Consider the following 26,553-nt stretch of genomic DNA (forward strand, 5'->3'; position numbering starts at 1 on the left):
ACGGTCTGTAGAAGACGACGGATACCGTTTCAGCCCACTGAAACCAACGAAAACCGGCTCACGCCGGGTTCACGAACCTTCAAGTGAACGCCACAGAAAGGGATCGATATCGTGACAGCACCCGTTCGGCGAGCCGGCGTGTTCGCGGCCCTCTGTACGCTCTCGCTTGCCGTTCCGCTCTTCGGTCCACGGGTGGGAGCCGCCGTCGCCGGGGTCGTCCTGCTCGGGGCTTACGTGATCACCGGCGGCCCGCTGTTCGAGCTACTCGCCTATCCGGGCGATTACGAGGATTTCCGTCTCTACGGCCTCATCACCTTCGTCCTCTCGGGCGTCGCACTCGGCCTCATGGCGACCGCGGCGTCGATGTCCGTCGCCGTCTTCGTCGGGACGATACTGCTCGTCGGGTACGGGAACCTCGGCGAGCAACTCGTCAGACTGCGGACGGAGAACGCGGTCGTTCGCGTGGCCAGCTTCTGTCTCGCGGCGATCGCGGCCGCCGTCGCCGGACAGGCGATCACGCACTCGCTTGCCGGCGACGCCGTCACATCGCTCCTCCCGGTGTTCCTCTTTCTGGCGGCCAGTGGCGCGCTTCTCGCCGCACTCCTCCGCGACGTCCTGTTGCGTTCCGACGATCCGATCGTCGTCCTCTCCGTCGGGCTCTTGCTCTGGCTCCTCGCGGAACTCGAGGCGACGATCGGCACCGGCGAGGTCGTCATCGCGATCGCGGTGACGGTCGCCTTCGGCTATGCGTCGTACGCCCTCGAGACGGCCTCTATCGCGGGGATGCTCACTGGGATGTTGTTGGGGCTGTTGACGATCGTCCTCGGTGGTTACGAGTGGTTCGTGGTCCTCATCTCCTTTTTCGCGATCGGTGGCCTCTCGACGAAGTTTCGCTACGACCGAAAGCAGGCGCTGGGCGTCGCCGAGGACAACAACGGCGCACGCGGCAGCGGCAACGTCCTCGGGAACGCGGCCGTCGCGCTCGCCGCAGTGCTCGGTTACGCCGCCAGCGATGCCGGACTCCTCCTCGGCGAGCCCGAACTGTTCCTCTTCGTCTTCGCCGGCTCGATCGCGACCGCGATGAGCGACACGCTCTCCAGCGAGATCGGCAGCGTCTTCGACCGGCCGCGGCTGATCACGACCCTCGAGCAGGTCGAACCCGGAACCGACGGTGGCGTCACGTGGCAGGGCGAACTCGCCGGTCTCGTGGGTGCCACTATCGTCGCCGGCCTCGCGTACGGGCTGTTCCCCGAAGTCGACGCCGTCGGGGCCGCGATCGTCGTCGCCGCCGGCGTCGTCGGGATGACCGTCGATAGCCTCCTGGGCGCGACGCTCGAGGGCACCCTGTTGGGCAATCAGGGCGTGAACTTCCTCGCGACGCTGTCCGGTGCGCTCGTCTGTGCGCTGCTGGTGCTGTCGTTTGCCCTCCTCGGATAGGGTGCCGACGGGGAGCGGAGAGTGGCCGCCGCGCGAGCGCTTAGACCGCTTCGGGCAGCCAGCCGCCGTCGACCTCGATGTTCTCGCCGCTGACGTACTCGCTGTCCGGATCGAGGAAGAAGTACAGCGGCGCGATCAGATCCTCGAAGCTCGCGGGCCGGTCGCGGGGGAGGTCCTCGGGGAACTCGTCGGAGTTCTCGACGACGTACGGCGAGATCGCGTTGACCGTGATGCCGTCGTCCTGCGTATCGGCTGCGAGCATGCGCGTGAACATCAACACGCCCTTCTTCGCGACGAAGTACGGGAAGTTCTTCGGGCTGACGAGCCCCTGTTCGCTCGAGGCGTAGCCGACGTTGACGATCCGGCCGTAGCCGCGCTCTCGCATCCCGGGGAGGGCCCGCTTCGAACAGAGGTAGGTGCCGTTGAGGTTCGTCTCGAGGACCCGGTTCCAGGTCTCGAACGCGATGTCGTCCCAGCGAGCGGGCGCGAAGTCGCCGACGTTGTTGACCAGGACGTCGACGCTCCCGAGTTCGGCTTCGACGCCCGCGAAAAGGGCGTCGACGCTCTCGGGGTCGGTGACGTCGCCCTGAACCGTCATCGCGTCGGCGGCACCGCGCTCGAGGGCCTCGGCGGCCACCTCGTTGGCGGCGTCGGCGCTGGTGTGGTAGTGCACTGCCGTCCGCGCGCCACAGTCGGCCGTCGAAAGCAGGAGTTCACGACCCACGCCCCTCGCACTGCCCGTCACCAGTACCGTCCGGTCCGAGAGCGCCGGTTCGTCCATGGATCCGTGCAGGTCGACTGTGTCGAAAAATCATTCGGAACTGAACCACGGTGGTCCGTTTTTAACGCACATATTTACAACAGCTCGTATAACTAGTTTCTAGTATGACGCTGGATACTGTGTTGCTCGCCGTCGGCCCCCGCGATGCCGACCGAAGCGAGCAATTGGCCGAAACGGTCCTCGAGGTAGCGAGCCCAGCCGACGCGACCGTCGTTCTCGCACACGTCTTCACCGACGACGAGTACGACGACGTACTCGACCGCCTCGAGTTCGACGAGAGACTCGAAGAGGCCGATCCCGACAACGTCGCTGCGCGACATTCGACGATTCAGGACCTCCAGAGCGTCCTCGAGGAACACGACGTCGACTACGAGATTCGGGGTGCCGTCGGCGAACACGGGCCGTCGATCGTCGAGTTGGCGACGAGCGCCGGCGCAGACCGGGTCGTCGTCGGCGGCCGACGCCGGTCGCCGACCGGCAAAGCCGTCTTCGGCTCGACCGCCCAGGAAGTGCTGCTGTCGGCCCCCTGTCCCGTCACGTTCGTCCGACACGACGACTAGTGGCGTCTACGCCTGCACTGGGGTGTCGAATCCGGCGGTGTGGTCCGATTCGGTCCTGCAGTCGACGGTTGGAACGATAGCTCGAGTGGCACCCAGCCCGCGCTTCGGGGCGGGGCCTCCTACTTCGTCTCACCGGCCCGACTCGAGGGGCACCGCTGCGTCGAGGCAACCGCCGTTTCGCGCCGAATCGGCTACACAGCGTGCGATGGCGCGCGCTGTGACGCGGCCGATGGAGGTCGACGAGATCAGCCTCGGAGCCGATGTCGGAGACGCTGGGCGATTTCTGATCGATGGGAGAGCGGCCCGTCCGCGCCGACGAGCCGGTGTTTCCGTAATACTGCAACGACGAGAATACTTAAGCGGGTGGCCCCACCACTGTGATCGTATGGCAATCGATACGGTACTTCTTGCGGTCGGACCGATGGACACAGTACGCGCGCCGGAACTCGCCGAAACCGTTCTCGAGATCGCCGACCCCCTGGGTGCCACCGTCGTGATCGGACACGCCTTCACCGAAGACGAGTACGAGGACGTTCACGAGGAACTCGGCTTCGACGCTCGCGCCGAGGACGTCGACCCCGACGAGGTCGCCGCCAAGCGTGCTCCGGTCCCCGAACTCGCGGAGCGGTTCGAGGAGGCCGGCGTCGACTACGAAATCAAGGGTGCGCTCGGCGAAGTCAGTAGCAAGGTCGTCGACATGGCGATCGACGTCGACGCCGACCGAATGGTCGTCGGCGGCCGGCGACGTTCGCCCGCCGAAAAGGCAGTTCTGGGCTCCGTCTCCCAGGAGATCATTCTCCAGGCCCCCTGTCCCGTCACGTACTTCCGCGACCTCGACGTCATGGAGTAACGACGCCTCGCTCCGTTCTCACGTTTACCGTTTCTCTCTCCGTTACGGGTCGTCAGCACGACGCTTCCACTCTCGCTCCTGCCGGCGCTCGCGGACGTGGCGCTGGCCGTCGGCTAGCTCCCGTCGAACCCGTCGCTCGAGCGATCGCGTCTCCGCCAGCAAACTCTCTTGGAAGTTCTCCAGGACGTCGTAGGACCAGCGGTCCTCGTCGACGACGCCGTGGGGAAGCAGTTCGGTTCGAACCGCGTCCGCGAGTTCGTCGTGGCCGGTCGCTCTGAGCAACTCCTCGGCCCGATAGAGGTGGTCCATGCCGTGTCCCGTCGCGTGGTGGAACTCGAGGAGACTCCCCTGGGCGCGCTGGACCCACTCGAGGCCGAGTTCGACCTCGTGGAGGGCGTCGGACTCCGCGTCGGACAACGCCGTTCCCGGCTCGGACGAACCGCTTCGATTCGGAGACGAATCGTCAGTGCCCATATCACGGACTACGTCACATGATACCATACATGTGTCGTCGATCGACCGCCCGGCGTCGACCGCTCGTCACACCGGCCCGCGATCGCCCCGTAACACGTCGAAATCGATACTCGTTGTCGAGTATAATCTGGGTAGTTAAGTACGGCGACGGTCGTTCATAGGACAACATGGTCTACTATGCGGGCGTCGATCTCGGCGCGACCAACGTCCGGGCGATCGTCGCCGAGGCCGACGGGACGACGATCGGCACGAGTCGTCGATCCACGCCGCGTGGCCCAACGGGTATCGACGTGACGGAAGGAGTACTCCGAACGCTTCGCGAGGCGTGTGGCGACGCCGGGATCGATCCCGCGCGGATCGCTGCCACCGGCATCGGTTCGATCGGACCGTTCGATCTCGCGGAGGGCGCAGTGATCGATCCGGCGAACCTGCCCGATTCGATCGATCGCATCCCGCTGACGGGACCGATCGCGAAGCTGATCGATAGCGAGGACGTCTACCTCCACAACGATACGACCGCCGGCGTGATCGGTGAGCGTTTTCACGCCGACCGAAACCCCGACGACATGGTCTACATCACCATCTCCTCGGGGATCGGTGCCGGCGTCTGCTGTGACGGCGAAATCATGTCCGGCTGGGACGGCAACGCCGGCGAAGTCGGCCACTGCGTCGTCGATCCCCGAGGTCGGCTGACCTGTGGCTGTGGCCACGAGGGCCACTGGGAGGCCTACTGCTCGGGCAACGCCATCCCCAGCTACACCCGACTGCTCGCCGAAGACGATCCGACGATCTCGACGTCGCTCCCGCTCGAGGGATCGGAGTTTACGGCGAAAGACGTCTTCGACCTCGCAGGCGAGGACGAACTGGCCGATCACGTGATCGACCAGCTCGCCCACTGGAACGCGATCGGCGTGACGAACGTGGTCCACTCGTTCGCGCCGATCGTCGTCTCCTTCGGTGGCGCGGTCGCCTTGCACAACGAGACACTCGTCGTCGATCGGGTCCGCGAGCGCGTCTCCGAGATGGTGATGACGAACGTCCCCGAGATCCGCGTGACTGACCTCGGCGACGACGTCGTCGTCGAAGGAGCACTGGCGAGTGCCCTGACCGAGGGAACCGGCGACCGACGGCGGCTACGCGGCTGAGACGGTTTCCCGTCCCGATGTCCCGGTGGGACCGCAGGCCGGTCTCCGGTCCCACCGGCACTGACGGTCAGGAGACCGTCTGAGTCGTTCGGAGTCGCGGCCCCGTCGCTCGAGTGAACCGTGTCCGTCGGATGGTCGAGTAATCAATCCTATATATCCACATCCCCTATCCCGTAATTATGGACCGGAGAGCGTTCCTTCGAGCGAGCGGTAGTAGCGGTCTCGCCCTCTCTGTGCCGGCCACGACCACGGCAGCTCGATCGAGCATCGAGTCCCCTTCACGAGAGGGATACGAACCGCTCGGTCGGATTCCGATCACCGGCGCTGCGGAAGGCGTCGCCGGCGACGACGGCGAGACCGCCTACGTCGCCGCTACCACTGGATTCGTCACCGTCGACATCAGCGACCCCGCCGAGCCGACGCTCCTCGCCGAGGAACGCGACATCGAACTCGAGGGAGGGTCCCTTTCGGAGATCCTCGACGTGACCGTGGATGGCGATCGATTGGTCGCGGCGGGGCCGGCCAATCCGGGCTTCGGTGGCATGGGGTTTCGCTGCTACGACGTGAGCGACCCCACAGACCCCGTCTCGACCGGCGCACTCGAAACCGGCTACCACATCCACAACTGCTATCTCGAGGGGGACCTGCTGTTCGTCGCCGCGAACACACGAGCGGAGAACCGACTCGTGATCTTCGACGTCGGCGGCGACGAAATCGAGCGGGTCGGCTACTGGTCGCTGCTGGAACGCGAGCCCGGCTGGCGCGAGGTCTACTGGCTCGCCCGCTACCTTCACGACGTCTTCGTTCGGGACGATCTCGCCTATCTCCCCTACTGGAACGCCGGCACCTACCTCGTCGATGTCAGCGATCCGACCGAGCCCGAGTACGTCTCCCACGTCGCGGAGACCACTCTCGAGGAGCAACGGGAGCGCCGTGATCCCGACGCGGCCGTCAGGGGGCTCCCGGGCAACGACCACTACGCTGCGGTAGACGAGACCGGCGAGCTCATGGCGGTCAGCCGGGAGGCCTGGGCAACCGGCAGCGAGGCTCCCGATAGGCCGGGCGGGATCGATCTCTACGACGTGACCGATCCCGAGGAGCCGGCCCACCAGGGCTCGATCGATGCGCCGCGGACGGACGACGAGAGCTATCGTGGCGGTATGTGGACGACCGCACACAACTTCGAGTTGCGCGACGGGCACCTCTACTCCTCGTGGTACCGCGCCGGGGTGAAGATCCACGACGTCTCCGATCCGACCGCCCCCGAACAGCTCGCCTGGTGGCGCGATCCCGAAGCGACCGGGTTCTGGACGGCACGCGTTGTCGAACCCGGCGACGCGTTCCTCGCGACCAGTACCGAAGCGATTCCGAACGCCTCCCTCGAGGGCGCACTCTATACCTTCCCGATCGAGGCCGGCGAGCAGGCCGATCCCCCGTCGCTCCGGGATCCCGACAGTGGAACGGACGGGGGCGGAACCGACGACGGGACGAACGGCTCCGCGGAAACCGACGGTGAGGGGACCGGTGCCGCCAGTACCGGTGACGGGACCGACGGGATGGACGGCAGTCCGAGCGGAACCACCGAGACCGATCGTGGGACGAACGGAACCGACGGTGCCGATTCGATTCCCGGATTCACCGGGCTCTCTACGCTCGTCGGTGGCGGGGTCGCCCTCGAGTGGCTGCGCCGACGCGACGGAAACGTTCAGGATTAATTCGACTGATTTCGACCGCGCGACCGAACTTATTCCCCGTTCGAGTTCCTAGCACGACCCATGACTGACTCCGAGGACGAGCCGTCCCTGAAGGAACGCGTCGAGCAGTGGATGGCACGCGAGATGCCGATCATCCAGATGCACGGCGGGACGAGCGCGGTCCGGTCGGCCGACCCCGACACCGGCGAGGTCGTCATCGAACTCGGCGGCGGCTGCAAGGGCTGTTCGGTCAGCGACGTGACGACGGGCAACATCGAGGCCGAACTCATCACGTGGCCCGAGATCGACGAAGTGACCGTCCGCGTGCCCGACGCGCGCGACAGCCTCGGCGGTCCCGACCAGCCCGAATCGATCATGGGCGTCGACCGGACCGAGGGCGGCCGTGGCGACTGGGGATCGTCGAACCCGGGGAAAGACCACCTCTGAGCGGCCGCTCGGTCCGTTCCCCCGCGTCGGTGCCGTTCTGTGTGTCACGTTGACAGGGGCGGAGAGTTTTGGGAAGTCCTATATCCTTTTACGCGCCCATTACGCACATCGTATATCATGACGACGAGTAGACGCCTGCAGGCTGGAGGTGTCGGCGATGGGTGACGCGCCCGTCGACGAGGACGAGCCCGACGCCGAGACCGACGGCGGTCTTCGTGCCTATACCGTTCGGCTCGAGCTCGTCGACGAACCCGGCGAGTTGCTGCGCGCGCTCGCTCCGATTGCCGACAACGGCGGTAATCTGTTGAGCATTCACCACGAACGCGGCAACATCACACCTCGGGGACACATTCCCGTCGAGGTCGACCTCGAGTGTCCGCCCGACCGGTTCGACGACGTCGTCGGGGGGCTCCGCGACGCCGGTGTCAATATCATTCAGGCCGGCGCGGAACACTACGGTGAGGAAGTAAACGTCGTGCTGGTCGGTCACCTCGTCGAGACGGATCTCTCGGATACCCTCTCCCGGATCGAGGACGAGGCCGACGCCGCCGTGTTGGACCTCTCGCTTGCCGCGCCCGACGGGACCGACGGCGTCGCGAGCGCCCGTGCCCGACTCGCGATCGACTCCGGCCGGTCCGAGGAGGCACTCACGGCGATCCGCTCGATCGGAACCGACAAGGAACTGACCGTCGTCGAACCCCTCCTCGGAGGTGACGCCTGATGAAACTCGCAATTCTCGGTGCCGGTGACGTCGGCCGCTCGGTGGCCGACCTCGCCGACGAATACGGACACGAAGTCGTCGCGCTCGCCGATTCCACCAGCGCCACCGTCGATCCCGGTGGGATCGCCGTCGACGACGTCCTCGAGCGAAAGGTCGGTGGCGAGCCCCTCGGCGCGGGCGACCCCGAAGACGTCTTCGACACGACCTACGACGTGCTCGTCGAGGCAACGCCGACGACGCTCGGGGACGCCGAACCCGGCTTTACGCACGTGAAACGCGCACTCGAGGCCGACCGCCACGTCGTCCTGGCGAACAAGGGACCGGTCGCCGAACGCTACGAGGATCTCCGTGCACTCGAAGCCGAGAGCGCGGGCTCGATCCGATTCGAGGCGACCGTCGGCGGTGCGATCCCGGTGCTCTCGACGGTCGAGGACTGTACGCCACAGGCAGTCACCGCGGTCCGGGGCGTGCTCAACGGCACTGCGAACTTCATTCTCACGCGCATGGCCGCGGAGGGACTCGATTACGAACACGTCCTCGCGGAAGCCCAGGATCTCGGCGTCGCCGAGGCCGATCCGACGTTCGACGTCGACGGCACCGACGCCGCCTTGAAGTTCGTCATCCTCGCGAACGTGCTGGCCGACGGCGGCTTCGCGCTCGAGGACGCGACGGTCAAGGGCATTCAGGACATTCCGGGGAGCGCGCTCGATCTCGCCGCCGAAGACGGTCGGACGATCCGTCTCATCGGCGAGGCGACCCGCGACGGGGTCCGCGTGGGCCCCCGACTCGTCCCCGAAAACGGCGCGCTGGCCGTGACCGGCACGCGAAACATCGTCCAGATCGAGACGCGAAACGCAGGCTCGCTGCACTCGAGTGGCCGCGGTGCCGGCGGTCCGGAAACCGCGACGGCAGTCCTGTCGGACGTCGGTCGACTGCCGCCGCTCTGAGAGCGGGCCGCTGCTGTCTTCTGTCCTTGCTGTCGTCCCCGTTCCTCGAGTCGTATCGGTGTCGCGACCACTCGAAACCGAGGCCGGTACCCTCGAACGCCCGACACGGTCTGCTGGACGGCCCCATCGATCCGCGCGTCACGAGTTCGCCGCTCGCTCGAGGGGGAGATCACCCGCTCGTGGCCGTCCGCCTGGGGCGGAGTCGCCACCTCTCGAACGTTCGTGCCGTGTGAATCCTAGCCAAACCGCAAGACGGGATCGGGATCGGCTGAATACGCTTTCGAAATGGTTTTAACCGCAACGAGCCAAAGAGACCGATATAAGCGCCTCTGCGCGTGAGCTACAACAATGAGCGACCAACACCAGAACCTGGCCATCATCGGTCACGTTGACCACGGGAAAAGTACGCTCGTGGGACGACTCCTCTACGAGACGGGGAGCGTACCCGAGCACGTCATCGAACAGCACCGCGAAGAAGCAGAAGAGAAGGGCAAGGGTGGCTTCGAGTTCGCCTACGTCATGGACAACCTCGCCGAGGAGCGAGAGCGTGGTGTCACCATCGACATCGCCCACCAGGAGTTCTCGACGGACGCCTACGATTTCACCATCGTCGACTGTCCCGGTCACCGCGACTTCGTGAAGAACATGATCACGGGCGCATCCCAGGCGGACAACGCCGTCCTCGTCGTCGCCGCCGACGACGGTGTCGCGCCCCAGACCCAGGAGCACGTCTTCCTGGCTCGAACCCTCGGTATCGACGAGCTCATCATCGGCATCAACAAGATGGACATCGTCGACTACGAGGAGTCGACGTACAACGAGGTCGTCGAGGAAGTCGAGCAGCTGCTCAAGCAGGTTCAGTTCAACACCGACGACGCCTCGTTCATCCCGATCTCGGCGTTCGAAGGCGACAACATCGCCGAGGAGTCCGACAACACGCCGTGGTACGACGGCGAAATCCTCCTCGAGGCCCTGAACAGCCTGCCGGAGCCGGAGCCGCCGACGGACGCGCCGCTCCGACTCCCGATCCAGGACGTCTACACGATTTCGGGTATCGGTACCGTCCCCGTCGGACGTATCGAGACCGGTCTCCTCAACACCGGCGACAACGTCTCCTTCCAGCCCAGCGACGTGGGCGGCGAGGTCAAGACGATCGAGATGCACCACGAAGAGGTGCCCAAGGCCGAACCCGGTGACAACGTCGGATTCAACGTCCGCGGCATCGGCAAGGACGACATCCGCCGCGGTGACGTCTGTGGCCCCGCCGACGACCCGCCGAGCGTCGCCGAGACGTTCCAGGCTCAGATCGTCGTCATGCAACACCCCAGCGTGATCACGGCCGGCTACACGCCGGTCTTCCACGCCCACACGGCACAGGTTGCCTGTACCATCGAGTCCATCGACAAGAAGATGGACCCCTCGAGCGGCGAGGTCGCCGAGGAGAACCCCGACTTCATCCAGTCGGGTGACGCTGCTGTGGTCACCATCCGACCGCAAAAGCCCCTCAGCATCGAGCCGTCCAGCGAGATCCCCGAACTCGGGAGCTTCGCCATCCGCGACATGGGTCAGACCATCGCCGCCGGCAAGGTCCTCGAAGTCCACGAGAAATAAATGCAGCAGGCACGCGTTCGACTCGCGGGCACGAGTCCAGACGACTTGGACGACATCTGCGACGACGTCCGCGAGATCGCGAACAACACCGGCGTCAACCTGAGCGGGCCGATCCCGCTGCCGACGAAAACCCTCGAGGTGCCGACCCGGAAGTCGCCTGACGGCGAGGGCACTGCGACGTGGGAGCACTGGGAGATGCGCGTCCACAAGCGCCTGATCGATCTGGACGCCGACGAACGCGCACTCCGACAGCTCATGCGCATTCAGGTGCCAAACGACGTTTCGATCGAGATCGTCCTCGAAGACTGAGGCCGTCTCCGATCGCGACTCGAAGAGGATATTCACCGTTTTTCTATAGGAGCCACCGAACGTCCGTCCTCAGCGACGGCTACGTCCCGATCAGGCGTCGGCGTTTCCGGGTCGTCTTCCCGAGTCCCACCCCACCAGTCCGTGCCGGGACTTTTGTCGCTCGCTGCCCCAGCTATCCACATGGCGAGACGCTCGCAGTCACGGTCGCGGTCGAAGCCGGCCGTCGGATCCGGCGGGGAGGGGACCGAACCCGGCTCGAGCAGTCCGATCCTCGAACTCCTCGTCGTCTTTGCCGTCGTGTTCGCCGTCCAGGGCCTCACCGCGCTCGCGGGACTGATGGGCGGGCTGTTCGTCCTCGCACCGCCGCTCACGGCGAATCCGTGGACGGTCGTCACGAGCGTCTACGCCCACAACGGCGTGGGGCACCTGCTCTCGAACAGCGTCGCACTGATCGTCTTCGGCTGGCCGGTCGCGCGGGCGACGACTCGACTCCGATTTCACTCGTTCTTCGCGATCACCGGTGCGATCGCGGGGGTCGCCCAGATCCTCGTCACGGGGGTACTCGCGGCGATTCCGTTCGTCCCCGTCGCGCCGACGCCGGGCGTGCTCGGAGCCAGCGGGGCCGTCTTCGCCCTGCTTGGCTATCTCCTCGCGTCGAACCGGCTCTCGACCGGCCTCGCCTCGTTCGTCGACGTTCCACGCTGGCTGGCGGTCCTCGTGTTCGTCGGACTCGCGATCACGGTGACGGTCATGACTGCCTCGCCCGGCGTCGCGGTGATCGCCCACTTCACCGGGTTCCTCGTCGGGACGATCGCCGGTCGGACTCGCGTGCTCGCCGCCGGTTCCGACGCCGACGGTCGGTCGGCCGTTTGATACGGAGGACTGTCAGTCAGTGCTGGCACACCTACGACCCGCCTGCGAGTGTGCGGGACCCAGTGACAGCAGCCCGTATGCATCCCGCCGTCGACTCGAGACCCCATCGTGGTGCAGTGTCCCGATCCGCCCTCGAAACACAAGCTACAAATAGAAACCGGGGTTAGGAACGTGCGAGGGCTCGTAGATCAGTGGTAGATCGCTTCCTTCGCAAGGAAGAGGCCTCGGGTTCAAATCCCGACGAGTCCATCCGTAAAAAAGTCGGTTTCGAAGGTACCGAATTCGGTGCCCTCGGCCGCTTTTCCACCCCGATTTCTCGTCACACCCATCGTATAGAGCGGTGGGTCTCGTCGGGAGTTCAGCACTGTCAGTGCTGCACCCCCTCACCGTCTGCCGGTGAGACGAGTAAATCGGGGTGGTGCGCGTGAAGTCGCTGGACGAACTTCTCGCCGATATTGATCCGGATGAACTCGAGAGGCGGGTGTGGACTCACCCGGAACCGCGTACCTCCCGAGAGTTCACGTGTCCGGAGTGCGAGGCGCGCTGTACCCGGTTGATCAACAAGGACGGGGAGGCCGGCCATGCGAGAGGGTGTCCCCGTCGGATGCAACGGACGGGCTCACAGCGGGTTCCGCCTGTACTCACCGATGGCGGGGAGGTGGACCGATGACGGACGAATTCGTCCGTGCCAGCCGTCTGTACGACGTGGAAACGAGGACCGTTCTTGTCCATCCAGCCTATCAGGCAACCGATGACGAGATTCGCCACTCCCTCGAGAATCGAGGTGAGTCGGCGTGACGGTCACGGTGCATCAGACCGGACTCGGCTACGAATACGTCCGGTGCCGTGTAGGTGACGACGACTCGACGGCGTACATTCACCAGCTGGTCGCCTGTCTCGAGAACGATCCGAGCGACGTGTTCGGCGACGAATTCGACGTTCACCACTGCAACCACATCCCGTGGGATAACCGGCCCGAGAACGTCGTTCTCGAGGAAGCGTACAACCACCGTTGCGCGCACCTGGAGGGACGATCGCCGGCATGACCGAGGACTTGACAGCCTTCGGTCTTGAGCCGCAGGACTCGTCTGACGAACTATCGGAAGCGGAATCGGAAACCGATTCGGAGCCGGTCTGGCCGGAGTGTGACGACTGCGACTACGTTGGGCCGGAAGTGAAGTGCCGACTCGGCCAATCGATCCCGCTCTGTACCGCGTGTTTCGCGGAGCGCGAGGGGCTGCTATGAAGGCCGTCGAACTGGCCTTCCACGAGTTCGCCGCGAACTACCTGTTCGACGACCACGCACTCAAGCCGTTCTTCGCCTGTGATTCGCGGGTCAAGGACGGTGACGGTTCACAGGTTGCCGAATTCGAGAGCGGGACCGAGCGGTGGATCGTCAAACTGTATTATCAGGACAGCGGCATCGTTCATCCTGGCCCCGAGAATCCCCAGGGAACACCGTTCAGAATCAACGAAATCCGCGAATTCCGGTTCTCTGTGGCTCGACATCCCGAGGAAGATCCAGTTGGTGAGCAGTCGTTCAACGCGCACCTCGCCCCACGGTGGCAAGGAATGGAGATCGAGAACGACCAGGGCGAGCGTTCGGAGTACAGCGTTCCCGAGACGATTACCGAGGCTGTGAACGTCAAAATCAACGGATCGAACATCGATTTTCGCCGGTACCACGAACTGCTTTGCCGAGCCGCGGAGTCCGTGGGAATCCACCGCCGCTACTTCGATCGGCCCCACTCGTTCAGCAACGTACAGGACGCCGAGCGGTACGTTCGTCTGGATAGTGACCGCTCCGGACCGATCCACGCTCGGGACGGACCCATCGCCAGCATGGCGCACTTGCTCGAGAACGACCGAGACGGGTATCGGAAACTCGTGCAAAACGAACGCGACGAGAAGGGCCGCCACCTGCCCGGCTACTATCACACGGTCACACTCGGCCCGAGACGAGTCGCTGAGGCGTTCCCGAGCCACACGTTTCCCCGTGAGGTGAAACACTACTACAGCCGCGAGGCTGCCGGAATGGACGACGACGAGACGCTGGCGAACCCGAAACTCGGTGCGTCGTATCAGGTGAGTCGGTGGGACGAAACGATCGGCGTTACCGATGACGACCTCGAGGAGCTGATAGCGCAACTGGACGAGACGGTGTGTTCGGTGATGGCCGACGCCGGCCTTCCGGTTCACCCTGCCGACGACAATCGTGGCGATGGTCCATTCGTCGCGGATGCCTACTTCGATCCAACCGAAGAACAGGAGGTAAACATCGTCTCGCTGGATCTCACCCGGATACGTGAGACGCAAGAGAGCGTCGTCGTGAAACACCTCTCGGATGGGCTTTCCCCGGTCGAATGGGAAGCCCTCGAGACGCTGGTGACCGATGGGGGACAGGTGTCGCCCCAGGAGATCGCCGAGGACCACGGTCGCCACGTCGATAGCGTTCGGCGGGCGCTGAAACGGATTCCCAAATTAGTCGAATCCGAGTACGGGTCTGTCTCGCTCCGATCGAACCACGTCGCCGAGATGGTCCACGACGCCGTTCAGCAAGCGCGAGATGCGACTCGACGAGCCGTCGAAGCCGGAGCGAAGGCGATCGAAGCAGCCGAGCGAGGAATCGATGAAACGACGAGTGCGCTGGTAGCGTGGTGTGCGAAGCACGGGGTCGATGTGGATGACCGGCAGGAAGCGCGGGTGATGTTTCGACTCCAGGACGTCGAGAACGTCGAGGCTCGACTGAAGGAAGCCTATCGACTGTGGACGGAAGCCGGGAAAGATCCAGCACGGTTCCGCTCCGCACAGGTTGACCTCGGCGAGCGCGGCAAGAGCGCGGCCTGGCGCTGGTTGTAGCGCCGGGCCGACCAGTGGCAACACTATTCTAACCTCTATATTTCGCCGTTTTCAGCGTGTAATAGCCCCGGATCGGTCCCGATCGGCGCGCGCCGCGGGGTGGCCGGGGACAAGCCCCGGCCACACCTGACGGGGAACCACGACGGGGGCCGTCGGGTTCCCCGTTAGGGGTGTGGCTAAGGCCACTTCATCAAAATACCCCGTACCGTTCCGCGACAGCAAAGAGGAGTAATGAAAACTCGAAGCTATTTATTATGATTCTCTATCTTGGCTAGGAAATTTGCCCAGCCATAATTTTTATTTCTGGAATGACTTTGGGCTGCATTTTTCGCACCAGCTATCGCTCCGAATATGTTAGAAAAAACGGGGGCTTGGGTAACAAACATAGATATTATGCTTTCATACACATTCTTTCTTGATGTTGATTCTATTAGCATTCTGTTCCGTATTTCCGTAAATTCTTCTTCCAACTCTTCTATTGTCAGATCTCCCTCTAACATCTTCTCTCTAAATTGGGATCGAGTTCTATATTTTCGGAAATCATCTATAGCTTCAAAATAGGGTCCGTCTGGTGTTTGATAATTCGGAACTCTACTGGCTATTATGCTCTCTGCTTTATTCAAATCCCTATATGAGTTAGTATTCATAGTATCTAAACTTATTTTACTTTTCACAAATGTATTAGATATGTAATCTACGTCCGTATCAAGTTCTGATACGACATAGTAATCGAAAAGGAAATTTCTAGTATCTGGATTGGGCATAATACCCAACTCTTGAATTGATCTACCGTGGTTGTCATATGTAGCAAACGGGGCGATGTCATTTAACAAATGGTCGAATCCCACACTTGATCTTTCACTTTCTAATCCAAGGTTATCTGCTATCTTTTCCTGAGAAATATTGTCAAACTTCTCTCTATAATCTGCCACATCATCTGAATCCGATATAAATTTCACATAATCTAAATCTTTCATATTTTTCGGGCATAGCTGATGGTGTAAAAACCATATTTCATCGTATAGAAGAAAAAGACCTAATGGTGCCTCAAGTAGAGGATTAGGATGATTCAATTCGGGCTCCTTCTCATAATCGTACCCAATAGGGGAACTGGTTCCAATGAATGCAGTATTGTTGGGCAATGTACTAGTCCAATAGATCGTAGACGATAAATGTTTATTGGAAATCAGAACTCCAATATACCAAGTATTGCAGCTACTATCAGGGGTTGTACGTCGATAAAATCCGATTCCCGAATATACACACGAGACGCGAACTCTCGTGTGCATATCTCGAGTTTGGTCACTACTGAGACCAACATTCGATTCTGAATGGGCGACATGTTCCGCTGATTTAGGGGCGGAATGGGTCGTTCAGTGAGTCGAAAAAACTAGGATATACCGGCTCGTGTGTACGAGCATGAGAATTCGGACCGACGGCGATTACGCGTACCGACGAGATGCGATCGAACGCGCAGCGGACTTCTACGACTGCAACAAGACGAAAGCAGTGGTGAGCGCCTGTGACGATGTTCCGAAGTTCGTACAGGCTGCTCGCCAGGTCCTCAAGCGGGACGACCTTACGCTCGAGCAGCGCCGAGAGATCGCTGAGACACTGTCAACGCGAGCAATGAGTTTCGAGGTTACTACCGATATCGCCGTCGACACTGATTAGAAAATCGCGCCGATCGAAACCTTCGCTTGTTGTGTCCCTCGGTGCGATCCACCTCCGTGCCAGGAGAGTCGCGGGAGCTGTGACGAGTGTTTCCGCTTGAGTTTGAGAATCTTGAACGGAGACGGTCTGTAGACGCCGAAGACGTAATAGCCGTCGTGACGCCGGAGCTTCCGATGATACTTCTCGTAGATTTTGAAGTTCCCGGCTTCACCATCGGCGTGCTCGAGGCGTGTACTCTTGATTTCGACTGGTTTCCCGTTCTGCATGAGTGCATCGTGCCACGGCGATCGCGATAGCTCGAGTCGGTATTTATCGACGACTCGTTTCTCGACTGCAGTACCGAACTTATTGGATTTGTGACTTGGCATCGGTGAACCTCTCGCGCGTATTATATATAGTTCGACCCCGGCTATTATCCGTGCTAACATCGCCCATAATTACCTATTCATCGCCCATCGTGCGGGATCCCCTTACTCTACGGGGCGGGGTCAGTTGTTGTTGGAGTGGGTTGGAATCCGTCGCTGTCATGCGATCGCCTGTTGAATCTCGGCAACTACCTCGCCGTGCTCGCCGTCCTGATACTCGTTCCACCTTCGACGGACCCATTCCGCGGAATACTCGCCGTACAGCCGCTTACTTGCGATCTTTCCATTCGACGGTGGATCGTCCGGATTCCTCGTCTTCTCCTGAACGACGGTCCATATCGCCAACTCCCGAAATGCGTCGTCTCGAGCGATATGACTGCCGTTTCCGTCGGTTTCGCTCTCCTGTCCGTCGTCCCACGACCACGGTGCCGGATCTTTGTCGTTGGGACTCCATTTCGAGTCGGGCCAGCCTTCGATCTGGGGTGTGATCGGTTGCTTTGGGTTCCGATTTGTGATAGTTTCGTAGAACCGCGCCTTCTTTTTCGACTCCTTATGGAGAACCATGCAGAGTTCCCGAACGGCCGGGTGCAGGTCTTTCCCGTCGTGACCGATGATGATGATCGCACCGCCGAACTTGCGGATCTTGTAAACGAGAGTCGCGAGTTTCGTCCCTGTCTCCCAGCCGTCCTTTCCGCCGCCGCTGGCCTGCGATGACGCTTCGTCAAACAGGAACAGTACCGGCGCGACGTTCTCCGCCAGTACGTCCTCCATGTCGGCGTATACTCGCTCTTTCAGGTCTGCCCAGTTGTCTACCCAGATGATCGACTCGTCTTCGCTCGCGAGCGTTCGGATGTTCGTGATAACGTAGGCATCGTCATTCCCTTCGTCTCGCTGTTGCTCGAGCCAATGACGGGCAGCGAGACAGCCGGCACTGGTCTTCCCAGAGCCTGGCTCGCCGTACTCGTAGAGCCGAAGGTGCCGATCTGAGACGATGTCCCGGATTCGTTCGATGTCGTGCCAGCCGCTCACGTCGATCTCGTCCGACTGACTGCCGACGTGGTGCCGGATCTTCGCCATTTCGCCCTGCTCGAGCCGCCGACTGAACGTCTCGGTCTCGTGGTATCGCAGTCGGTCCTGGTACAGGTCAGTTTCCTCGAGCGAGTCGGGCCACTCGCTGTCGATCCAGCCGCGAGAGTATGCGCGTTCGTACGCCCGGCTGAGTGCCGTCAGGTGCCGCCTTGTCTTGCTGTCCGAGACGATGGCCGCGTGCTGTTCGACGTGTTCGTTCGACCGCTTGTGACGGCCGTCCTTCCAGTCCTTGGACTCACTCGCTGCCCACTCGCCGTTGCTGTCGCTCTCACTCATCGGGCTGCCCTCCGTCTGTCGCTGCCGCCCGTCCACCCTCGGGACGGAGATCGTCCATCGCGTCGTCAACCGAGTCGGCCACCTGGAGATCTAGCGCTCGCTCTCGAGGGGTTCGGTCGTCCTGAGCGGGAGCGTCCGGCAGGTCCTTCACGTCCGATTCCATGTCTTCGATTTCTTCGATGATCTCGACGCCTGGCACGAGGTCGCTTTGCTCGTGTTCTGCGATCTCGGTCATAATCGTCGCGTCGTGTACGTCGGTGATCTTCTCCGAGACGTTCCGTTTCAGGTGTGCGTATCGGCGCTTGAGCGACTGGTGGTGATCGAATATCGTGTCCACTCGACTCGCGTTGACCCACGCCTCGGCCGGCTCGAGCGTGGTCTGGTCCGCGCCACGAACTTCGATTTCGCCGATTTCCTCGTACCACTCGAAGCGCGTCACCACGTAGTCGAACTTCCCTTCCGGCGACTCGAGCGGAGACATCTCGACTTCGCTCCGGTCTTCCCACACATCCGGCTTGACCTTCTTGCCGTCATAGAGTCCGGTTTTCTCAGTCTGAGTCCCTGCCGTGCCGGGGTCTGCGATACCGACGTATACCCAGTTCGGGCCGGGATAGAGGTACCGAGCGATCCGCATTCCGGCCATGTACGTCGGGATGGCCAACAGGAACGCAGATATAGAGAAGTGAACGGCTGAGGCCGGTGGTTTCGGGACCTTTGGTGTCCACACTGCAAGGATAACCAACGTCGCAAGGAACATCACCGACAGTGGGATCTTGTACTCCGCTATCAGGTACACGAGACGGTCCCGGTTACTCGCGAACGTCGGCATTGGCTGAGGTTGGTCCGTCATTCTACCGTCACCACATCGCCGTGTTCCTCGTTTCTGACCTTGTACGCGGCCGCTCCCATCATCGCAACGGCCGTGAACGCGCCGCCGAACCACCCCGACGGTGATCCCGTCCGGTGGAACGGCGTTTCCGATTCCCCGATTCCCGTCGAAAGGACCGTGTAACTCCCGTTATCGATGGACTCCGGGGTTGTGATCGATACACCGGCCTTCCCGGCCGTCGGTTTGACGGGTAGCTTCACCTTGCTGGTCCCCTCCGGTATCTGCTTCTGCTTGATCCGTCCTTTACTCGCTCCTGCCTCGAATTGGCGGGCCTCAGTCACTGTGACGGTCTTACTCTCGTCTGACTCGAATTCGATGTATACCATTTCTTCCTCGCTATCGTAACGCCACTCGAGAACGCGGAGAGTCTGGTCTACTTCGGTCACATACGTCGTGTTCTCCGCGTTCTCTGCTGTCTGATTCCCCCACGTTGCGCCGTTTCCGGGGTTCTCCGGTGCCTCCTGTGCGGTCACTGGCCCAACGCCCATGCCCATGCCCATCGCCACGATCGCGACGACCGCGAGTCCGAACACTATCCGCCGTCCTGGGAGGTGTTGAAAAATCATTGATCGGGTGAGTTAGGGGCTAAACGAGTCGAACACGTCCGATACAAGTGACGCGAGAATTGCCACGATGACGATTGCGACCACGAGCGCGGCCGCCGTCTGTTGCGACGGGGAATCGCCGCCAAGATCTGGCCACCCGATCCCGCTCGATTCCTCATCGCTGGTCTTGCTTACAATCTGTCCACGCTCGTCGCTCGCTTCCTCGAGTCCGTCGATGTATCCGCTTGCATCATAGGTCGAATAGGACGGGCCGCTGTATTCCATCGTCTCGACCGTGCTCCCGTTCGAATCGGTCATGTTCTGGATAGTGAACTGTCCTTCCCAGAAGACTACTTCCTCAGTGGTATCGGACTCTCCAGTACTGAGGATCATCGACGGCTGTTTCTCGAAGTCAGAGACGTTGTACGTCACTCCCGTTTCGGCCGATCCGCTCGAGAACCCTCCAGCGTACAACATCCCGGTGTACGTCTCGTTGACCGTTGTGTAGTCGTACGAGACGGCACCTGTCGAACTGTTTACGATCCGCTGGCGATCCGTCTTCCCGTCGAAGTGGACCGTCATCGTGGACTCGACATCATCCGGCTGGGGCAGGTCCAGCGTGCTACGAAGTCCGTACTCGAGGCTATCGCCGGAGGTTTCGTTTCCAGACATGTAGCGCACCATCCCCTCGGCTCCGCGGACATCGTTTGGCGAGAGGTTCCCCGCGTCCATCTCGGCGTAGAGATCCTCTGCGACCGTACTCGGGTAGTTGTTTTGCACGGTCTGAGCTTGCTGTTCGATCCGGTGGCTCTGCTTCGCGGTTAGTCGGTAATCGTAGACTGTCGCCGAGTCGAGCGACGCAGCCGGTGCGTTCATCACTTGGATACCACCCGGCCAACTCCAGTCGTTATCAACTCCTGCCGAGACGTTGAAATCGTCCGTTTCAGCGCGGTAGTCGTCGAACAGACTGTCATTATAGACCCCGCCGCCAGTGCTGCCGCCGGATGTTGACCACGATGTTTCAATCTCGAGCTGTTCATGCTGGTATTCACTGCCGTTAACCAGCGTCATCGTCTGTGTAGACGTGTTACCGGTGAATGCGAACGACTCGCTAGATGTCGATCCATCATGATTGGCAGTCCACGCATGGATGAACTCATCTGAGATGTCCGGATCTTGGTGGGTGACGTTCATCAGATACGCTAATTCAGCAGAATCAGCGCTCGCCCGCTCGGCCAGCTGAATTTGGTGGTGAGCGTAATAGTCGTTGATTGCTTGCTGCCCAGCCGCTTGCGCCTCGATTGCAGTCTTGTTATTCTCGTAGGCCGTCGCGATCGCGTGCCGCGCCTCGAGCGAGGCCAGTGTCTCGGTGTCTTCGAGGTAATTCTGATAGACCGAGGTGGACTGTTGAGTCCCCTCATAGACACCAACAGCCGAGGTATGCGTATCGACCTCGATTGCCGAGGACTCCTGTGAGGTATCAATATCTCCGAAAGTCGCCTCGGCAGCATGGCAGGACCGTGGGAAAGCGAACTTCGCCATCGCTCCGCAGTCCTCGTTGATCTCGATCGAGTCGCCACTGTTCTGAGCCGCGACCGTCCCCGTCACCGCGATCGGCGCGACGACCGAGCCGACCAGGAGCACCGCGAGCATGACCGCAAACGCGCGGTGGGCTATGGGCCGATGGGCCGCCATCTTAGAGACCCCCCGTCGCGAGCAGCAGCGCGACCATCGCCAGCTCGTACACGGCGATCGCCGAGACGATGCCGACGCCGAGCGTGACCAATCCGTCCTCGAGCAGCGCCGCCGTCGATTTGATTGAGTCCGTCATCGTGATCACTCCGTGTACGACGTCCAGACAGCTCCGACACAGACGCCGAAGTACAGGACGACTCGGAACATCTCTGGTTCGAAGAACGTCGCGAAGAACGGGACGAGCGCGTAGAGGATCGGAGCCGCGAAGACGAAGACGATCGTATAGAATTCGGCTTGTGAGTAGTTCGTACCGTCGAATTCGTTGCTCCAGACGATCCACGCGAACGAGAGGATCGTCAGTGCGAGCGCGACCGAGATCTCCGTGCTACCGTAACTCCAGAATCCCTGACTGAAGTCGTACCCGCCGAAGACCGTCACCGACCACGTCCAGATGCCTAAGACCATCCCGGTCGTGATCGGGTACAGTACCAGTGACAGCATGTCGATGCCGTCGAATCTGTTTGATGCCATAGTGCAAGCGAAAACGTTCCGGAACTGAGTGATAAATGCCCGTTTTGAGAGATACAGCCGCTATATCGTATGATCTTGGGGGCTACTGATCTAATATCGAGTACAGATAAACAAAAACAGTCGTAAGAGCACCGGTACTTTTCACTGTGTTCTTGATAGGTAGCAACACTATATGTCCAGCTGTCGTTCTCCTTAGTATACATTCCGTTCTCCTCGATCTACCCTACACTCAGATGAAATGGTTCAACGGAGTCAGCGAATATGTCCGTTCTTTTGACATTCGAATAGCTTTGCTAGAATTCTGGCTATATCTGTGTTAGAACGGATCCGATTCGAATGTCTCCGGCGAAACTTCTTTTTTCATTTTTCTCAGTTCTCGGTATCTCTCTCCCGATGTCTCCTGAAGCAACTTTCGGTCAGGCCATGTATGAATTGTCAGATTTTCAAATTGACCGGCAACGTCTTGCACCAATTCGATATGATCTAACGCATACTCAACCCACTTATCTTCTTCTCGTATTTTGAACAACTCTTCGGCCATATCTACATATCCTGCTTCTTGAGCAGCCTCAAGACACATCTGGAAATTCGCACCGCGGGGGTTCATCGGCTCATGGAAAACTACAGTGGGATCGATGGCTGCGAACCAGCTGAGCGCCTCTCTGATATCGTCCCGATCCATTGTTGGATAGGTTGGTGAGAATGACACAAATCGTGGCACCCCGGCCTGAAAGAGTTTATCGAGTGCCTCCCAGCGCGCTTGCGGTGGTGGTGCATTCGGTTCCATCGCTTTGACGAGCGCGGTATCGAACGTTGGTATCGAGCAGCCCACAGCAATTTTATTGCCGGCTTTCTGAAAGAGATCGATATCTCGAGTAACGTTCGGACTCCGAGTAAGGATACGAACGGGAATACCGTGTTCCGTGAGTTCCTGTACACATCCTCGAGTGATTTGAGCGGCACGTCGGTCTTGGTAACAGTCCGTCCCGCTTGATAGCATCACAACACCCCGACCACGCCGTGTTGTTTTCCAGTCACTGAAGTCCGTTTCCTGAAGACCCTCGTGAACTCGTTCGGGGAGATCGTCACGATAGAGTAGGTAGCTCCCCCAGTCTCTCTGGGGATCATCTACGTCCGCATGTTTTGCGAGCATCTCATCACGATTATCGATTGCCGGTGTGCTTGGGACGTAGCAGAATTTGCAGCCATGCCGACATCCGGTCGCAACGTTGATTACGTAGTCACAGAGGCTCTTTTCGTGTAACTTCGACTCACTCAGAACTGATTTGGTCGGGTCTGTGTTGATTATGAGTCCTCCCTGTTCGCGGCTGTTTTCTGATTTTGCACACTCCCAACAGAGGATTTGCCCATCGGGACGAGCAGCGAATCGATCGTTGATTTGATTTCCACATTCATAGCACACTAGACCTTGCTGCCAAAGATTAATCCGTTTTCTGTGGCGATGCTCTGCCTCTCTAAGTTCATCTAATGTTGGATCTTTTCCAAAGTCCTCGATAACATTCTCTTCTTTGTCAACAAGACGAATATCCCGGTCGTACCATCCACCGTCTGGATCGCGTTGTGTATCGAGGTGCATGCATATCCCACTAATTAGATAATGAGGCGACAAATCTATAAAAGAAGCCCAATACCAGAGTGAAAGTGAAAGTAAAGAGTTTAAGAGGTCATGCTGGCGGAACTGGCTGCGGATAATCTTCCGGGGAGTCGTCCTTTTCTCGTTCGTGTTTGAAGAACTCCTTGTGTTCACCAGCGTATTTGATAAACTCTTTATCGGGCCAGAGATGGATTGGAACATCAAGCTCGTTACCAAGTTCTCGAACAGTCATCAGCTGATTTTTCGAGTATTCGACCCAATTATCTCTATCTTGTAGCTTTTCGAGTTCATTGGCGAGTTCTATTTGGCCAGCATCTCGGGCCGCTTGGACAGTCATGCCAAAGTTTCCTCCACGAGGATTAATAGGCTCGTGAAAGACGACATCAGGATCAAGTCTTGTTTTGAACTCTTTCAGTAACCTTCGTAGATCATCACGGCTCTGTGTCGGATATGTTGGAGACATAGAAACATAGACTGGGACACCAGCGTTACTGATCTTCTCCAAGGCATTTAATCGAGTAGTTGGAGCTGGTGCACCTGGTTCAATGGATCGAACGAGATTGTCATCAAGTGATGGAATTGATGAACCAACAGTTACCAGACCGTTTGCGGATTTAAACACGTCAAGGTCCCGAACCACAGCAGGACTTCGTGTGAGAATTCGAACTGGCTTTTTGTGTTTTATGAGTTCGATAACGCATCCTCGGGTTATTTGAGCAGTTCGTCTATCTTGGTAACAGTCTGTTCCGCTCGAAATCATCACGACACCGCGCCCATCTGGAGTCGCGTCCCATGTTCTTTTGCGTTCAAGTTTACGATTAAGTCGTTCTGGTAAATCATCGCGATATAAGAGATAACTGCCCCATTCTGATTGGCCATCTTCCACATCAACTTGTTCGTTCAGCATATCTTTCCTCATCTTGATATTCGGTGTGGAAGGAACATAGCAGAATTTACAGCCATGTGTGCATCCAGTGGCTACGTTTATAACATAATTACAGAGATTCTTGTGGTGTAATGCTGATGACGAAAGTACTGCTTTTGTAGGATCAATAGTAGAGGTAACTCCACGAGCATCAGATTCAGCAAGGTTCGAATCTACACAATCCCAGCAGATTAGATCACTTGTAGATGATGCTCCAAACCGATCTGTGATTGGATTACTACATTCAGAACATTGCAATCCAACATCCATTAAATCAAGTCTTTCTAGAGGGCCGCCAGTAGATCGACTCAACTCCCGTAATCTGTTTAACTTCGGAGATGGTGGCAAATTCCCTTTTATTTGGCCGTCATAGCCTCTAATAATGAGCCTCGGGGAATCTGTACTTGTAGAATCATTACATTCTATTTCCATTTCATTAGTACCACGTGGCTGATTTTCAATAAATTGTTCCCTGAATAGGGGGAGCAAGATGGATAGTAATTCCCACCCAACACTATTATTATCAGCCACTGAATGCTTGGTGTATGGAAGACCCGGTTAAGGCAGACGACTCTGATGAAAAATGGGAGGGATATCAGGGTCATACCCGTGCAAAACACGAACTTCTTCGGTATTATCTTGGACCTTGGTTAAAGAAATTAGGGAATGGGTCAACGAAACTAAGGATATTTGATTGTTTTTCAGGAAGAGGTGACTATCAATCTACAGATAGTGTTGACCCGATCAAACTTAAAGAAACAGAAACTCCTGCTGATATTCCAGGCTCACCGCAGATCATCCTTGATCGTGCTGTAGAATTCTCTCACCTTACCGAGATTGAATGTGTTTTTATCGAAAAGATGGAGAAGAACGCAGACCATCTTCGTGGAAACCTTCCTGACAAGGCTGATCTTCCGAATAGTGTGTCCTATGATGTTGTTGAGGGGAAATTCCAAGATGTCACGAAGAATCAAATATCTCTGCGAGGTGGATGGAACATACCCACCTTTTTCTTCATTGATCCTTACGGATATAGCCAACTCGAATATGATCTACTCACGGACATCTCCTCTACCAAGGGGTTTGAGGTGTTAATAAATATGATGGCAAGTGAGGTGATTCGGTGGCAGGACGTAGATAAACATCAAGATGCTCTAATGAAACCCTTTGGAACAGAGTCTTGGAGGGAGGAATTAGAGGAATATATTCCAGATCAGTTGGAGCACAAAGAAGTCGGATATTACTGTAAGCGGTTGAAAGAAAATGGTCCAGATGAAACGCTAGCATATCTAGTTACAGAAGAAGATTCTACAGCTATGAAGTACTACCTTGTTTTTGGCACAAACCATCCAGATGGGCTAGAGATAATGAGAGAAGGAATGCAAAAATGCGGGCCTGGCAAATTTGCGTATGCACCGCATCGAGATGATATCGCACAGGATCAATCCGGTTTAGAGCAATTTCTAGGGAACAAAGTGCGCGAAAAACTCCTTACGCTATTCTCTGGACAGGAGATTGCGTTTAATGACATTATTCGGCAATACGTTGTTGAAGAGAAGAGATCGGCGTATCGTCGAAAGGACATTCGTGATGAGTTGAAACAGATGGAGGAAGAAGGATTGATAGAGGTCTCAAGAGTTACCTCAAAGACACAGAACGGATTAGGTGGAGACGACAAGATATCCTTCTCAAAAGATTAATTCAGAGAGTCTACTTGCCGTTCTTGCCTTTGTCTGGTTCGCTAATATTGTCCATATCAAGTTCCCCCTCAAGATATTGTTCCCCAGACTCTGAAATAGCGTAGTAACTACCTTTTTGCTCAACACATTTGATAAGACCAGCATTTTCCAGTTTCTCAGTGCGTCTTTTAATAGTTGAGTAGGATACATTTATTCCCCGCTGCTCAAAATTCACTTCAAGCCCTCTTTTTGAGAAGGCTGCACCTGTCTCAGCGAGGAATTCTAAGATGGTATCGTCGCTATCATTCATCCACTGAGGTCGGTAACGCACAGTCTCAATCACTAATACCGGTCGTATAACCCCACCGGTATTTTCGGCATTCGGACAAATATCTGGTCATATTAGACCAAATATTTGGTCAAGACTTATTACATACCTGTACAATAGATTTGATGGGAAGCTACACGCGGACCTGACTCTCACGGGTCCTGAAAGGTAGCGGACCGGTGTTAGGGCCACCGGGTCCGCGAGAAGCTCCCGTAACCACACTACGGAAGCATG

At 58.8% G+C, this 26,553-nt stretch carries 29 protein-coding genes and 1 tRNA gene; 17 read left to right on the top strand and 13 right to left on the bottom strand.

What is annotated here, in order from left to right; translation table 11 throughout:
• The first annotated feature begins 111 nt into the window (after positions 1-111).
• Positions 112-1,437 (top strand): DUF92 domain-containing protein, encoded by a 1,326-nt coding sequence (locus J0X27_RS13265; protein WP_207269653.1) that lies wholly within the window; start codon positions 112-114, stop codon positions 1,435-1,437.
• A gap of 40 nt (positions 1,438-1,477) precedes the next feature.
• On the opposite strand, the gene J0X27_RS13270 is transcribed toward J0X27_RS13265, so the two are convergent.
• Positions 1,478-2,218 (bottom strand): SDR family NAD(P)-dependent oxidoreductase, encoded by a 741-nt coding sequence (locus J0X27_RS13270; protein WP_207269654.1) that lies wholly within the window; start codon positions 2,216-2,218, stop codon positions 1,478-1,480.
• A gap of 104 nt (positions 2,219-2,322) precedes the next feature.
• Here J0X27_RS13270 and J0X27_RS13275 point away from each other — a divergent pair, with 104 nt between their 5' ends.
• Positions 2,323-2,778, top strand: coding sequence for a universal stress protein (locus tag J0X27_RS13275; protein WP_207269655.1), 456 nt, complete (start codon positions 2,323-2,325; stop codon positions 2,776-2,778).
• A gap of 385 nt (positions 2,779-3,163) precedes the next feature.
• Complete coding sequence (locus J0X27_RS13280) at positions 3,164-3,628, top strand: universal stress protein (protein WP_207269656.1); 465 nt, start codon at positions 3,164-3,166, stop codon at positions 3,626-3,628.
• A 42-nt stretch (positions 3,629-3,670) separates the two neighbouring features.
• Here J0X27_RS13280 and J0X27_RS13285 read toward each other — a convergent pair whose 3' ends face one another.
• Positions 3,671-4,102 (bottom strand): hypothetical protein, encoded by a 432-nt coding sequence (locus J0X27_RS13285; protein WP_207269657.1) that lies wholly within the window; start codon positions 4,100-4,102, stop codon positions 3,671-3,673.
• A gap of 167 nt (positions 4,103-4,269) precedes the next feature.
• On the opposite strand from J0X27_RS13285, the gene J0X27_RS13290 reads away from it, so the two are divergent.
• The 12 genes from J0X27_RS13290 to J0X27_RS13340 all read left to right on the top strand — a co-directional run bounded on the left by J0X27_RS13290 (position 4,270) and on the right by J0X27_RS13340 (position 14,708).
• Complete coding sequence (locus J0X27_RS13290) at positions 4,270-5,247, top strand: ROK family protein (RefSeq protein WP_207269658.1); 978 nt, start codon at positions 4,270-4,272, stop codon at positions 5,245-5,247.
• Between the two features lie 179 nt (positions 5,248-5,426).
• The gene (locus J0X27_RS13295; RefSeq protein ID WP_207269659.1) at positions 5,427-6,962 is read left to right on the top strand and encodes an LVIVD repeat-containing protein; all 1,536 of its coding nucleotides are present in this window, start codon (positions 5,427-5,429) and stop codon (positions 6,960-6,962) included.
• 60 nt (positions 6,963-7,022) lie between these two features.
• Positions 7,023-7,388, top strand: coding sequence for a NifU family protein (locus J0X27_RS13300; protein WP_207269660.1), 366 nt, complete (start codon positions 7,023-7,025; stop codon positions 7,386-7,388).
• Between the two features lie 157 nt (positions 7,389-7,545).
• Complete coding sequence (locus J0X27_RS13305; protein WP_207269661.1) at positions 7,546-8,109, top strand: amino acid-binding protein; 564 nt, start codon at positions 7,546-7,548, stop codon at positions 8,107-8,109.
• Positions 8,109-9,056 (top strand): homoserine dehydrogenase, encoded by a 948-nt coding sequence (locus tag J0X27_RS13310; protein ID WP_207269662.1) that lies wholly within the window; start codon positions 8,109-8,111, stop codon positions 9,054-9,056. Before J0X27_RS13305 ends, J0X27_RS13310 begins: the two co-directional genes overlap by 1 nt.
• 348 nt (positions 9,057-9,404) lie before the next feature.
• Entirely contained in the window at positions 9,405-10,667 is a 1,263-nt protein-coding gene (gene tuf, locus J0X27_RS13315; protein WP_207269663.1) for a translation elongation factor EF-1 subunit alpha, read from the top strand.
• Positions 10,668-10,976 carry a 30S ribosomal protein S10 gene (gene rpsJ, locus J0X27_RS13320; protein ID WP_004215311.1) on the top strand — a complete coding sequence of 103 codons (309 nt, stop codon included), beginning with the start codon at positions 10,668-10,670 and terminating at the stop codon, positions 10,974-10,976. It begins immediately after the preceding gene.
• A 180-nt stretch (positions 10,977-11,156) separates the two neighbouring features.
• The gene (locus J0X27_RS13325) at positions 11,157-11,849 is read left to right on the top strand and encodes a rhomboid family intramembrane serine protease (RefSeq protein ID WP_207269664.1); all 693 of its coding nucleotides are present in this window, start codon (positions 11,157-11,159) and stop codon (positions 11,847-11,849) included.
• Between the two features lie 177 nt (positions 11,850-12,026).
• Positions 12,027-12,098, top strand: a tRNA-Ala gene (locus tag J0X27_RS13330).
• 417 nt (positions 12,099-12,515) lie between these two features.
• The gene (locus J0X27_RS18125) at positions 12,516-12,647 is read left to right on the top strand and encodes a hypothetical protein (RefSeq protein WP_277410045.1); all 132 of its coding nucleotides are present in this window, start codon (positions 12,516-12,518) and stop codon (positions 12,645-12,647) included.
• Positions 12,644-12,895, top strand: coding sequence for a hypothetical protein (locus J0X27_RS13335; RefSeq protein ID WP_207269665.1), 252 nt, complete (start codon positions 12,644-12,646; stop codon positions 12,893-12,895). Before J0X27_RS18125 ends, J0X27_RS13335 begins: the two co-directional genes overlap by 4 nt.
• 196 nt (positions 12,896-13,091) lie before the next feature.
• Positions 13,092-14,708, top strand: coding sequence for a DUF7845 domain-containing protein (locus J0X27_RS13340; RefSeq protein ID WP_207269666.1), 1,617 nt, complete (start codon positions 13,092-13,094; stop codon positions 14,706-14,708).
• 245 nt (positions 14,709-14,953) lie between these two features.
• Here the strand turns inward: J0X27_RS13340 and J0X27_RS13345 are convergent, their stop codons facing one another.
• Positions 14,954-15,850, bottom strand: a complete 897-nt coding sequence (locus J0X27_RS13345; RefSeq protein WP_207269667.1) for a hypothetical protein — start codon at positions 15,848-15,850, stop codon at positions 14,954-14,956.
• Between the two features lie 277 nt (positions 15,851-16,127).
• Between J0X27_RS13345 and J0X27_RS13350 the strand changes: the two genes are divergently transcribed.
• Positions 16,128-16,382 carry a DUF7692 domain-containing protein gene (locus tag J0X27_RS13350; RefSeq protein WP_207269668.1) on the top strand — a complete coding sequence of 85 codons (255 nt, stop codon included), beginning with the start codon at positions 16,128-16,130 and terminating at the stop codon, positions 16,380-16,382.
• Here the strand turns inward: J0X27_RS13350 and J0X27_RS13355 are convergent.
• The 9 genes from J0X27_RS13355 to J0X27_RS13390 all read right to left on the bottom strand — a co-directional run bounded on the left by J0X27_RS13355 (position 16,379) and on the right by J0X27_RS13390 (position 24,843).
• Positions 16,379-16,750 (bottom strand): PD-(D/E)XK family putative nuclease, encoded by a 372-nt coding sequence (locus J0X27_RS13355; RefSeq protein WP_207269669.1) that lies wholly within the window; start codon positions 16,748-16,750, stop codon positions 16,379-16,381. The two genes, J0X27_RS13350 and J0X27_RS13355, sit on opposite strands and share 4 nt — an antisense overlap.
• A gap of 156 nt (positions 16,751-16,906) precedes the next feature.
• Positions 16,907-18,112, bottom strand: a complete 1,206-nt coding sequence (locus tag J0X27_RS13360; RefSeq protein WP_207269670.1) for an ATP-binding protein — start codon at positions 18,110-18,112, stop codon at positions 16,907-16,909.
• Positions 18,105-18,755: a hypothetical protein gene (locus J0X27_RS13365; RefSeq protein ID WP_207269671.1), complete on the bottom strand. Its 651-nt coding sequence runs from the start codon at positions 18,753-18,755 to the stop codon at positions 18,105-18,107. The genes J0X27_RS13360 and J0X27_RS13365 overlap by 8 nt, the downstream gene beginning before the upstream one ends.
• 203 nt (positions 18,756-18,958) lie before the next feature.
• Positions 18,959-19,567: a DUF8063 family protein gene (locus tag J0X27_RS13370; protein WP_484549478.1), complete on the bottom strand. Its 609-nt coding sequence runs from the start codon at positions 19,565-19,567 to the stop codon at positions 18,959-18,961.
• A gap of 12 nt (positions 19,568-19,579) precedes the next feature.
• On the bottom strand, positions 19,580-21,154 hold the full coding sequence (locus J0X27_RS13375; RefSeq protein WP_207269673.1) for an Env/VP5 family phage fusion protein: 1,575 nt from the start codon (positions 21,152-21,154) through the stop codon (positions 19,580-19,582).
• Positions 21,155-21,242: 88 nt separating this feature from the next.
• Positions 21,243-21,377: a hypothetical protein gene (locus tag J0X27_RS18130; protein WP_277410044.1), complete on the bottom strand. Its 135-nt coding sequence runs from the start codon at positions 21,375-21,377 to the stop codon at positions 21,243-21,245.
• 5 nt (positions 21,378-21,382) lie between these two features.
• On the bottom strand, positions 21,383-21,772 hold the full coding sequence (locus J0X27_RS13380) for a DUF8023 family protein (protein ID WP_097380193.1): 390 nt from the start codon (positions 21,770-21,772) through the stop codon (positions 21,383-21,385).
• A gap of 316 nt (positions 21,773-22,088) precedes the next feature.
• On the bottom strand, positions 22,089-23,369 hold the full coding sequence (locus J0X27_RS13385) for an SPL family radical SAM protein (RefSeq protein WP_207269674.1): 1,281 nt from the start codon (positions 23,367-23,369) through the stop codon (positions 22,089-22,091).
• Positions 23,370-23,457: 88 nt separating this feature from the next.
• Complete coding sequence (locus J0X27_RS13390; RefSeq protein WP_207269675.1) at positions 23,458-24,843, bottom strand: SPL family radical SAM protein; 1,386 nt, start codon at positions 24,841-24,843, stop codon at positions 23,458-23,460.
• Positions 24,844-24,857: 14 nt separating this feature from the next.
• Here J0X27_RS13390 and tcmP point away from each other — a divergent pair, with 14 nt between their 5' ends.
• Entirely contained in the window at positions 24,858-26,012 is a 1,155-nt protein-coding gene (gene tcmP / locus J0X27_RS13395; RefSeq protein WP_207269676.1) for a three-Cys-motif partner protein TcmP, read from the top strand.
• 10 nt (positions 26,013-26,022) lie between these two features.
• On the opposite strand, the gene J0X27_RS13400 is transcribed toward tcmP, so the two are convergent.
• Entirely contained in the window at positions 26,023-26,301 is a 279-nt protein-coding gene (locus J0X27_RS13400; RefSeq protein WP_224214567.1) for a winged-helix domain-containing protein, read from the bottom strand.
• Positions 26,302-26,553 lie beyond the last annotated feature (252 nt).

The organism is Natrinema longum, assembly GCF_017352095.1.
In the GTDB taxonomy this organism is placed as follows: domain Archaea; phylum Halobacteriota; class Halobacteria; order Halobacteriales; family Natrialbaceae; genus Natrinema; species Natrinema longum.

What these genes read in the sequence shown, in the direction of transcription:
- J0X27_RS13270 (WP_207269654.1), bottom strand. Translation starts at nt 2,218, where the DNA reads ATGGACGAACCGGCGCTCTCGGACCGGACGGTACTGGTGACGGGCAGT.
- J0X27_RS13275 (WP_207269655.1), top strand. Translation starts at nt 2,323, where the DNA reads ATGACGCTGGATACTGTGTTGCTCGCCGTCGGCCCCCGCGATGCCGAC.
- J0X27_RS13280 (WP_207269656.1), top strand. Translation starts at nt 3,164, where the DNA reads ATGGCAATCGATACGGTACTTCTTGCGGTCGGACCGATGGACACAGTA.
- J0X27_RS13285 (WP_207269657.1), bottom strand. Translation starts at nt 4,102, where the DNA reads ATGGGCACTGACGATTCGTCTCCGAATCGAAGCGGTTCGTCCGAGCCG.
- J0X27_RS13290 (WP_207269658.1), top strand. Translation starts at nt 4,270, where the DNA reads ATGGTCTACTATGCGGGCGTCGATCTCGGCGCGACCAACGTCCGGGCG.
- J0X27_RS13295 (WP_207269659.1), top strand. Translation starts at nt 5,427, where the DNA reads ATGGACCGGAGAGCGTTCCTTCGAGCGAGCGGTAGTAGCGGTCTCGCC.
- J0X27_RS13300 (WP_207269660.1), top strand. Translation starts at nt 7,023, where the DNA reads ATGACTGACTCCGAGGACGAGCCGTCCCTGAAGGAACGCGTCGAGCAG.
- J0X27_RS13305 (WP_207269661.1), top strand. Translation starts at nt 7,546, where the DNA reads ATGGGTGACGCGCCCGTCGACGAGGACGAGCCCGACGCCGAGACCGAC.
- J0X27_RS13310 (WP_207269662.1), top strand. Translation starts at nt 8,109, where the DNA reads ATGAAACTCGCAATTCTCGGTGCCGGTGACGTCGGCCGCTCGGTGGCC.
- tuf (WP_207269663.1), top strand. Translation starts at nt 9,405, where the DNA reads ATGAGCGACCAACACCAGAACCTGGCCATCATCGGTCACGTTGACCAC.
- rpsJ (WP_004215311.1), top strand. Translation starts at nt 10,668, where the DNA reads ATGCAGCAGGCACGCGTTCGACTCGCGGGCACGAGTCCAGACGACTTG.
- J0X27_RS13325 (WP_207269664.1), top strand. Translation starts at nt 11,157, where the DNA reads ATGGCGAGACGCTCGCAGTCACGGTCGCGGTCGAAGCCGGCCGTCGGA.
- J0X27_RS18125 (WP_277410045.1), top strand. Translation starts at nt 12,516, where the DNA reads ATGACGGACGAATTCGTCCGTGCCAGCCGTCTGTACGACGTGGAAACG.
- J0X27_RS13340 (WP_207269666.1), top strand. Translation starts at nt 13,092, where the DNA reads ATGAAGGCCGTCGAACTGGCCTTCCACGAGTTCGCCGCGAACTACCTG.
- J0X27_RS13350 (WP_207269668.1), top strand. Translation starts at nt 16,128, where the DNA reads ATGAGAATTCGGACCGACGGCGATTACGCGTACCGACGAGATGCGATC.
- J0X27_RS13355 (WP_207269669.1), bottom strand. Translation starts at nt 16,750, where the DNA reads ATGCCAAGTCACAAATCCAATAAGTTCGGTACTGCAGTCGAGAAACGA.
- J0X27_RS13360 (WP_207269670.1), bottom strand. Translation starts at nt 18,112, where the DNA reads ATGAGTGAGAGCGACAGCAACGGCGAGTGGGCAGCGAGTGAGTCCAAG.
- J0X27_RS13365 (WP_207269671.1), bottom strand. Translation starts at nt 18,755, where the DNA reads ATGGCCGGAATGCGGATCGCTCGGTACCTCTATCCCGGCCCGAACTGG.
- J0X27_RS13370 (WP_484549478.1), bottom strand. Translation starts at nt 19,567, where the DNA reads ATGATTTTTCAACACCTCCCAGGACGGCGGATAGTGTTCGGACTCGCG.
- J0X27_RS18130 (WP_277410044.1), bottom strand. Translation starts at nt 21,377, where the DNA reads ATGACGGACTCAATCAAATCGACGGCGGCGCTGCTCGAGGACGGATTG.
- J0X27_RS13380 (WP_097380193.1), bottom strand. Translation starts at nt 21,772, where the DNA reads ATGGCATCAAACAGATTCGACGGCATCGACATGCTGTCACTGGTACTG.
- J0X27_RS13385 (WP_207269674.1), bottom strand. Translation starts at nt 23,369, where the DNA reads ATGCACCTCGATACACAACGCGATCCAGACGGTGGATGGTACGACCGG.
- tcmP (WP_207269676.1), top strand. Translation starts at nt 24,858, where the DNA reads ATGGAAGACCCGGTTAAGGCAGACGACTCTGATGAAAAATGGGAGGGA.
- J0X27_RS13400 (WP_224214567.1), bottom strand. Translation starts at nt 26,301, where the DNA reads ATGAATGATAGCGACGATACCATCTTAGAATTCCTCGCTGAGACAGGT.